Source organism: Kocuria tytonicola, from assembly GCF_003687455.1.
Classification (GTDB): Bacteria; Actinomycetota; Actinomycetes; order Actinomycetales; family Micrococcaceae; genus Kocuria; species Kocuria tytonicola.
Genome location: NZ_PHOA01000092.1, coordinates 1 through 9,378 on the forward strand (window position 1 = coordinate 1; position 9,378 = coordinate 9,378).

The window sequence follows — 9,378 nt, forward strand, 5'->3', positions numbered from 1 at the left end:
GGGGGGGGGGGGGGGCGAGACCCCCGCTGAACAAAGCTTCCAGCGGAACGAGACCCCCGAAGGATGGAAGCCCCCATGGAACGAGGCGCGCACCGTACGGTGCGCGCCTCGTTCCGTTCGACCTCCGTGGGCCCCGGGCCCGACTCAGGCCCCGATGTTCTCCGTCTCGTCCTGCCACGTGGCGGCCAGGGGACGGAGCTTGTCCTCGTTGGCGCGCGCATGGTGGGCGCAGAACAGCAGCTCACCGCCGGTGGATTCGAGGACCACACGCACGTAGGCCTGGGCTCCGCAGGCATCGCAACGGTGGGTCGCGTTCAGTTCACGCGCTTCGAGTGTCGCGTTCATGGGGATCCTCCTCACAGGTGTGGAATGCGGCCCCCTCACGGGGCGGCCGCTGTGCGACGCCGGGCTGACCCGCGCTGACCGCACGTACCAGTACAACCCACGTACCCGCGCAATGCTTCCCCGGAGTCGACCTTTTCGCCCACCGCGCACAAACCATGGGGCGCCGTCTAGAGTGATGTGGTCCCCACCGGCCCCCGCCGCACACCGACCTCCCGGGAGAAGCTCCACCGTGACACCGTCTCGATCCGAATACAACGCCCGCCACCTCTCCGTGCTGGAGGGCCTGGAAGCGGTGCGCAAGCGCCCGGGCATGTACATCGGCTCCACGGACTCGCGCGGGCTCATGCACTGCCTGTGGGAGATCATCGACAACTCGGTGGACGAGGCGCTCGCGGGCTACGGACAGGACATCGCACTGATCCTGCACAAGGACGGATCGGTGGAGGTCCACGACGACGGCCGCGGCATCCCGATCGACACCGAGCCCCGCACGGGCCTCACGGGTGTGGAGGTGGTGTTCACCAAGCTGCACGCGGGCGGCAAGTTCGGCGGCGGCTCCTACACGGCGTCGGGCGGTCTGCACGGTGTGGGCGCCTCGGTGGTCAACGCCCTGTCCGCGCGCCTGGACGTCCTGGTGGACCGCGGGGGCAAGACCTACCAGATGTCCTTCAAACGCGGTGAGCCCGGGACGTTCACGGACAAGGGCGCGCCCTCGCCGAGCGCACCGTTCGAGCCGTTCACCACGGACTCCCACCTGCAGGTGGTGGGCAGGGCCAAGCGCGGGGTCACGGGCACCCGCATCCGCTACTGGGCGGACGACCAGATCTTCACCCCGGACGCTACGTTCTCCACCGAGGAACTGGTGCGCAGGGCCCGTCAGACGGCGTTCCTCATCCCGGGGCTGCGCATCACCATCACGGACCAGCGCCGTCTGCCCGGCACGCCCGGCGCCGACGGTCCGGTGGAGGAGGTGTTCCAGTACGACGGCGGAATCTCGGAGTTCACCGAGTTCCTCGCCGCGGACGCCCCCGTCACGGACGTGTGGCGGCTGCAGGGGCAGGGCTCGTTCACGGAGCGGGTCCCGGTGCTGGACGACTCCGGCCACGCCCAGCTGCAGGACGTGGAGCGCACGTGCGAGGTGGACGTGGCGCTGCGCTGGGGCGTGGGCTACGACACCACGGTGCGCTCGTTCGTGAACATCATCGCCACGCCCAAGGGCGGCACGCACCTGAGCGGCTTCGAGAACGCCCTGCTCAAGACGGTCCGCAAGCAGGTGGACGCGAACTCCCGCAAGCTCAAGGCGGGCAACGACAAGCTCGAGAAGGACGATGTCCTGGCCGGGCTCACCGCGGTGCTCACCGTGCGCCTGGCGGAGCCCCAGTTCGAGGGCCAGACCAAGGAGGTGCTGGGCACCCCGGCCGTGCGCCAGATCGTGGCCAAGGTGGTGGAGTCCGAGCTGACCAGGCAGCTGACCTCCACGAAGCGCGACGACAAGGCGCAGGCGGGTCAGTTGCTGGAGAAGGTCGTCGCGGAGATGAAGTCCCGCATCTCGGCGCGGGTGCACAAGGAGACGCAGCGGCGGAAGAACGCGCTGGAGACCTCCTCGATGCCCACGAAGCTCGTGGAGTGCCGCTCCGCGGACGTGGCCCGCTCGGAGCTGTTCATCGTGGAGGGGGACTCCGCCCTGGGCACCGCCCGGCTGGCCCGCAACTCCAACCACCAGGCGCTGCTGCCCATCCGCGGCAAGATCCTCAACGTCCAGAAGGCCTCCATCACGGACATGCTGGCCAACGCCGAGTGCGCTGCGCTGATCCAGGTGATCGGCGCGGGGTCCGGGCGCAGCTTCGACCTGGACGCCGCGCGCTACGGCAAGGTCATCATGATGACGGACGCGGACGTGGACGGTGCCCACATCCGCACACTGCTGCTCACCCTCTTCTACCGCTACATGCGCCCCCTCGTGGAGGCCGGCCGCGTGTACGCCGCGGTGCCGCCGCTGCACCGGGTGCAGATCGTCAACCCCGGCTCCCAGGCCAACGAGATGGTCTACACCTACTCGGAGCGCGAGCTGGAAACCCTGCTCGGAAGCCTGGAGGAGCAGGGACGGCGGTACAAGGAGCCCATCCAGCGCTACAAGGGCCTCGGGGAGATGGACGCCGACCAGCTCGCGGAGACCACCATGGACATCCGCCACCGCGTGCTGCGCCGCGTGCGCGTCGCCGACGCGGAGGCCGCCGAGCGCGCGTTCTCCCTGCTCATGGGCTCGCAGGTGGCCCCGCGCAAGGACTTCATCGTGGCCGGCGCCTCGCACCTGAACCAGGACCAGATCGACGCCTGAACCGGACCACCCGCGCTGAGGGGGGAAGGGCGCCGCGGCGCCGCGCCCGCCGGCAGGGGAGGGCGGTGGGCCCGGCTGCGGCGCGAACGGCCACCGGGTGGGTCACTCCTGCCTGGGCGCGGTGCCCGTGTCCTCCCCGTGGACCGCTCCGGTGGCGGGCACCTCTGCGGGCAGCCCCGTGAGAGCCGGGCCCACGGCGGCGACCGCGCGGTCGACACCCACCCCGGAGCCGTCCCGGCGGCCGTACTCGGTGGGCAGGGAACGGGCGACGCCCGCGGCGGAAACCGCCTTGGCGGGACCGTGACCCACCCACGCGAGGGTGAGACCGTCCTCTCCGGTGAGCAGCCGCTGGGCCCGGACACCGGCGGTGGCGCGGCCCTTGGCGGGGAACTCGCCGAGGGGGGTCACCTTCACCGAGGCCTCTCCCATCTCGGGGAGCTGGCCGTCGCTGCGGGCCTGGGTGACCACCACGGTGGACTCCTGCGGGAACACGGCGGCGCAGAAGATCACGCGCTCGCCCTCGGCGAGCTTCATCCCGGCCACTCCGCCGCCCGTGCGGCCCTGGGGGCGCACTGCGGAGGCCGGGAAGCGCAGCAGCTTGGCGCCCGAGGAGACCAGCACGAGTTCCGTGGCATCAGGTGCCGCACTGACCCCCACGACGCGGTCCCCGTCCCTGAGCTTGATCGCGGGCCACTGGTCCAGGTTCAGCGGGTAGTCCGGGGTGACGCGCTTGACCACACCGGCCGCAGTGCCGATGGCCACCACCTCGTTCAGGGGCACCAGACCCACGAGGGCCTCGTTCTTCTCGAGACCCAGGAAGTCCGCGGCGGGCACGCCGTCCGCGAGGCGGGGAACGCCGTCGAAGTCCTGCAGCACGGGCACGTCCACGCACGAGACGCGCAGCATGCGGCCCGTGGACGTCACGGCGGCGATCTCGCCACGGGCGGTCGCGGGGACCACGCTCGTGAGGGCGTCGTGCTTGAACCGCCGGGACCCGTCCGCGAGCGTGGTGCGTGCCGCGCTGCGTGCGATCCGCCCGGTGGTGGAGAGGAAGACCCAGCACGGGTCGTCGCTGATCTCCAGCGCCACGGACGTGTGGGCCGCCTTCTTGCCCCCGGGCTGCGCGGCGGTGACCGCGGGCAGGTCCTCGGCCTCGAGCAGCACGGTGCGGCGGTCGTCCCCGAACTTCTCCGCGGTCTCGGACAGCTCGTCCGCGACGACGCCGCGCAGTGCTGCCTCGGAACCCAGGACCGCCTCGAGCTCGGCGATCTCCTGCTGCAGCCTGTCGCGCTCGGCCTCGAGCTCGATGCGGGAGAACTTGGTGAGCTGGCGCAGCCGCAGCTCGAGGATGTGCTCGGCCTGGGCGCGGGAGAGGTCGAAGACCGCGGTCAGGCGGTCCCTCGCCTCGGCGGTCTCCTCGGAGCCGCGGATGATCTGGATGACCTCGTCGATGTCCACGATCGCGATCAGCAGCCCCTCCACGAGGTGCAGCCGGTCCTGGCGCTTGGCCAGCCGGAACGCGGTGCGGCGGCGGACCACGGCAATGCGGTGGTCCGTGTAGACCCGCAGCAGCTCCAGCAGGCCCATGGTGCGGGGCTGGCCGTCCACCAGCGCCACGTTGTTGATCCCGAAGGACTCCTCGAGCGGGGTGTGCTTGTAGAGCTGCGCGAGCACGGCCTGCGGGTTGAAGCCGTTCTTCACCTCGATCACGAGCCGCAGCCCGTGGGTGCGGTCCGTGAGGTCCACGACGTCCGAGATGCCCGTGAGCTTCTTGGCCTGGACGGCGTCCTTGATCTTCTCGGTGATCTTCTCCGGACCCACCATGTACGGCAGCTCGGTGACCACGATGCCCTGCTTGCGCGGGGAGACCTGCTCCACGGACACCGTGGCGCGGGTGCGGAACGAGCCGCGGCCCGTGCGGTAGGCGTCCCGGATGCCCTCGAGCCCCACGATCCGCCCGCCGGAGGGCAGGTCCGGGCCGGGGACGAGCTTCATGAGCTCCTCGAGCGTGGCCTCCGGGTTCAGCACGAGGTGCCGGGCCCCGGCGGCCACCTCCCGCATGTTGTGCGGGGCCATGTTGGTGGCCATGCCCACCGCGATGCCCGTGGCGCCGTTGACCAGCAGGTTGGGGTAGGCGGCCGGGAGCACGGCGGGCTGCTGGAACTGGTTGTCGTAGTTGGGGACGAAGTCCACCACGTCCTCGTCCAGGTCCCCGGTCAGGGTCCTGGCGGCGGGGGCCATGCGGGCCTCCGTGTAGCGCGGGGCGGCCGGACCGTCGTCGAGCGAGCCGAAGTTGCCGTGGCCGTCCACCAGGGGCACGCGCATCGCGAAGGACTGCGCCATGCGGACCATGGCGTCGTAGATGGCGGCGTCTCCGTGGGGGTGCAGCTTGCCCATCACCTCGCCCACCACGCGGGCGCTCTTGACGTGGCCGCGGTCCGGGCGCAGACCCATCTGGTCCATCATGAACAGGATGCGCCGCTGCACCGGCTTCAGGCCGTCCCTGGCGTCCGGCAGGGCACGGGAGTAGATCACCGAGTAGGAGTACTCCAGGAAGCTCGTCTCCATCTCCTGGGTGACGTCCACGTCCACGATGTGCTCGACGAAGTCCTCGGGCAGGTCGTCCTGGGGGGAACGTGTGGCTGAGCGGCGACGAGCCATCGAGCGGCAACTCCTTGGAATCGGTGCGTGCTCCTGTGTCCGGAGCAGGCGGTTGGCTAGTGTGAAGTCTATGGGTTCCAACGACGAGACTCCGCAGCAGCAGGCCTACCCCGAGTACTGGGAGGCGGACGTGATCCTGCGCGACGGCGCCACGGCCCACCTGCGGCCCATCAGCCCGCAGGACCAGGACCTGCTGCAGGAGTTCCACTCGTCCCAGTCCGAGGACAGCATCTACCTGCGCTTCTTCTCCTACAAGCCCCGGCTGTCCCAGCGGGAGCTCGAGCGCTTCACCACGGTGGACCACCGGGACCGGGTGTGCTTCGTGCTGATCCTGGGCGAGAAGCTGATCGGGGTGGGCCGCTACGACCGCACCTCCCGGCGCGCGGCGGAGGTCGCGTTCATGATCTCGGACCACCACCAGGGCCGGGGCATCGGCTCCATCCTGCTGGAGCACCTGGCCGCGGCCGCACGGGAGAACGGGATCGACCGCTTCACCGCGGAGGTGCTGCCCGAGAACCGCAAGATGCTGCACGTGTTCGTGGAGGCCGGCTACGACGTCTCCCGCCAGTTCGAGGACGGTGTGGTGGTCGTGGAGTTCGACATCGACCCCACCGAGAAGTCCCTGGCCGTGATGGCCGCGCGCGAGCACCGGGCCGAGGCCCGCTCCGTGCAGGACCTGCTGACCCCTGCCACGGTGGCCGTGATCGGGGCCTCAGCCCACGGGGACCACGCGGGCCACCACGCCGTGGAGGGCATCCTCGACGGCGGCTACACGGGCACCCTCTACGGAGTGGGGCACACCCCGTACGAGCGGGCCGGTCTCACCTTCGTCTCCTCCCTCGCGGAGATCGAGGGCACCGTGGACCTCGCGGTGGTCGCCGTCCCGCGCGAGGCCGTGGAGGAGGCGGTGACGGACTGCGGCCGGGCCGGCGTGCGCGCCGTCGTCGTGATGACCGGCGGCTACGCCGAGGACGGGATCGAGGGGGCCGTGGCGCAGCGGCGCCTCGTACGGATCGCCCGTGCCGCGGGCATGCGCGTGGTGGGTCCCGCGAGCCTGGGGCTGATCACCACGGACCCCGAGGTCTCGCTCAACGCCTCCGTGCTGCCCGAGATGCCGCGCCGGGGCGGGCTGGGACTGTTCTCGCAGTCCGGTGCGGTGGGCACCATGCTGTATGGCGCCGCCCTGCGCCACGGCGTGGGGATGTCCAGCTACCTCTCGGCGGGCAACCGCGCGGACGTCTCCGGCAACGACCTCATGCAGTTCTGGGAGGACGACCCGGGGACCACCGTGTGCGGGCTGTACCTGCAGTCGGTGGGCAACCCGCGCAAGTTCTCGCGCATCGCCCGCAGGCTGTCCCTGAGCAAGCCCGTGATCGTCGCCAAGTCGGAGGTCACGGGGCTGCGCCTGCCCCCGGGCCACACCGGACGGGTGACCCAGGCCCCGGCCGGTGCCCTGGACGCGATGTTCCGCCAGGCCGGGGTGATCCGCGCGAGCACCGCCGAGCAGCTGCTGGACATCGCCGCGATCACCGAGAGCCAGCCGCTGCCCGCGTCCCGGCGCATCGCGGTGGTCTCCAACGCGCTCGCCCTGGCCCAGCTCACCGAGGACACCGCGCTGCGCCTGGACCTCGAGCCCACCGTGGTGGACGGTTCGGTGGACACCTCCAGAGGCCCGGCCGCCGCGCACGACGCCGTGCTGGCCGCGGCGCGCGAGCAGCTCGCGGGCGACGCCGCGGACAGTCTCGTGCTCGTCCTGATGCCCGTCCCGGGCCTGGACCATGACGCGCTGGTGCGCGACCTGGCGCTCGCCGCCCACGATGCCGGGCGCACCACGGTGGCCGTGTTCACCGGACAGCACGGCCCCGACGCCGTCACGGCCACCGTGCGCGTGGCGGACGACGCCGCCCTGCCGTGCTTCGACTCCCCGGGCACCGCGATGCACGCCCTCGCCCAGGTGGTGGACTACACCACGTGGCGCTCGCAGGACCAGGGTGTGGTGAACGACCCGCAGGACGTGGACCTGGCCGGGGTGGAGGGCTTCCTGGAACGGCACCGGGACAAGGTCAGCGGGGACACCCTCTACGAGCTGAGCGCGGCGGAGCGCAACGAGCTGCTGGGTCTGGCGGGGATCCGCGTGCTCGAGTCGGTGCACTTCACCGACCCCGAGGAGGCCCCCGCGGCCGCGGAACGGCTCGGCTACCCCGTGGCGCTGAAGACCACCGACCCCTTCCTGCGCCACCGCCTGGACCTGGGCGGGGTGGTGCTCAACATCGAGGACGCGGACCAGCTGCGCGCGGCCATCGACACCATGACGCGCACTCTCTCCGGGTGGAACGTGACGGACTTCGAGGTGCAGCCCATGGCCCCCACGGGACAGACCGTGGTGCTGCGTGCCGCCGAGGACCCCCTGATCGGCCCGGTGCTGTCCTTCGGCATGGCCGGGGACGCCGTGAACCTGCTGGACGACTGGGCCCACCGCGTGCCGCCCCTCACAGACCGGGACATCACCCGCATGGTGCGCGCACCCAAGGCCGCGCGCAAGCTCTTCGGGTACCAGGGGGTGCCTCCGGTGGACACCGCGGGGCTCGAGCAGCTCGTGAACCGCGTGGCCTTCCTCAAGGACCGGTTCCCCCAGATCGCCTTCCTGGAGCTGAACCCCGTGGTGCTCTCCGGCTCCGTGCTCACCGTGCTCTCGGCCTCCGTCAAGATCGGCGACCCCGGGCAGCGCACCGACAGCGCCCGCCGCGCGATGCTGGGCTAGGGCGCACCCCGGAGTGCGGGACACCATTGCCGGCCGCTTCGAGCTGCTGACCCCCATCGCGGAAGGGGGCAGCGGCGCCGTGTGGCGCGCGCACGACCTGCGGCTGGGGCGGGAGTGCGCCGCCAAGGTGCTGCGCCAGCGCGACTCCGCGGACCTGCTCCGGTTCGTCCGCGAGCAGTCCGTGAACCTCGAGCACCCGCACGTCGTGGCACCGTACGGCTGGGCGGCGGAGGACGAGCACGTGGCCATCGCCATGGAGCTGGTCTCCGGCGGAACGCTGGAGGCGGCCCTGCAGGACAACGGTGCGGTGGCGGACTGGCTCGCGGAGGAGCTCGTGTGCCAGCTCCTCGAGGCCCTGCGCTTCGTGCACACCCGCGGCTGGGTGCACCGGGACGTCAAGCCCGCCAACGTGCTGCTCGAGCCCACGGGCTCCCAGCTGCCCGTGGCCCGGCTCGCGGACTTCGGGATCGCGGTGCGGCTCCACGACGCCCGCCTGACCCACACGGGCACCGTGGTGGGCACCCCCGGCTACCTGCCGCACGAGGCCTACGCGCCGGGCAGCCCCTCGCGGGCCATGGACCTCTACGCCGCGGGGGTCACCGCCGTGCGCATGGTGCTGCCCGAGGCAGACCTCAGCGGAGATCCACTGGGCCCGGACGACGTCGCACGGCTGGGCCTGTTCGAGGACTCGCCCGCCCTGCGCTCCGGGGTCGAGGGACTGCTCAGCCGCATCCCGGACGAGCGCATCGACGCGGCGGACCGGCTCCTCGGACAGCTGCTGGCCGGGGCCGAGGCACGGGCGGGCCGCTCCGGGGAGACCGCCGACGGCGAGCCGTTCGAGGTCTTCGACGTGCTCGAACCCACCACGGAGCGCGAGCTGTCCCCGGTGGCCGACGCCGCCCGGTTGCCCTCGGCGGGCGGCGGGCACGACGCGCCGATCGCGTGGCACGCCGTGCACCGGCAGGCCATCCCGAACCCCGCTCAGCCCGCGATGGCCGAGCAGGGCCAGGACCCGCTGCGTCCGTTCGCACCCGTGACCGCGCCCGGCCCCCGCGTGGACCCAGCGGCGGGCGGTGTGAGCCGCGTGGGCTCTGCCGCGCTCGCGGATCCGGAGGAGCTGTCGGGGCCGGGGACCCGGCCAGCACCGGCGCGGCAGGACACCCCCGGGACCGCAGCACCGGCCACGGACGCCACCCGCTCGCTCGAGGTGGGGGACAGCACCGAGCGACTCGACCCCTCGGCGGTCTCCCTCCCGGACCCGCCGCGCACGGGC

At 72.0% G+C, this 9,378-nt stretch carries 5 protein-coding genes; 3 read left to right on the forward strand and 2 right to left on the reverse strand.

The features are described 5' to 3' along the window. Positions 1-144 precede the first annotated feature (144 nt). Positions 145-345: a DUF7455 domain-containing protein gene (locus tag CWC38_RS09500; protein WP_121846517.1), complete on the reverse strand. Its 201-nt coding sequence runs from the start codon at positions 343-345 to the stop codon at positions 145-147. Between the two features lie 229 nt (positions 346-574). Here CWC38_RS09500 and CWC38_RS09505 point away from each other — a divergent pair, with 229 nt between their 5' ends. Further along, positions 575-2,683 carry a DNA gyrase/topoisomerase IV subunit B gene (locus tag CWC38_RS09505; RefSeq protein WP_121846518.1) on the forward strand — a complete coding sequence of 703 codons (2,109 nt, stop codon included), beginning with the start codon at positions 575-577 and terminating at the stop codon, positions 2,681-2,683. 102 nt (positions 2,684-2,785) lie between these two features. Here the strand turns inward: CWC38_RS09505 and CWC38_RS09510 are convergent, their stop codons facing one another. Beyond that, the gene (locus CWC38_RS09510; protein ID WP_121846519.1) at positions 2,786-5,344 is read right to left on the reverse strand and encodes a DNA gyrase/topoisomerase IV subunit A; all 2,559 of its coding nucleotides are present in this window, start codon (positions 5,342-5,344) and stop codon (positions 2,786-2,788) included. Between the two features lie 70 nt (positions 5,345-5,414). Here CWC38_RS09510 and CWC38_RS09515 point away from each other — a divergent pair, with 70 nt between their 5' ends. Both CWC38_RS09515 and CWC38_RS09520 read left to right on the forward strand, forming a co-directional pair. Then, positions 5,415-8,105, forward strand: a complete 2,691-nt coding sequence (locus CWC38_RS09515) for a bifunctional acetate--CoA ligase family protein/GNAT family N-acetyltransferase (RefSeq protein WP_121846520.1) — start codon at positions 5,415-5,417, stop codon at positions 8,103-8,105. A 13-nt stretch (positions 8,106-8,118) separates the two neighbouring features. Continuing rightward, positions 8,119-9,378 (forward strand): serine/threonine-protein kinase (locus tag CWC38_RS09520; RefSeq protein ID WP_133306245.1); only part of this gene is annotated, 1,260 nt, incomplete at its 3' end.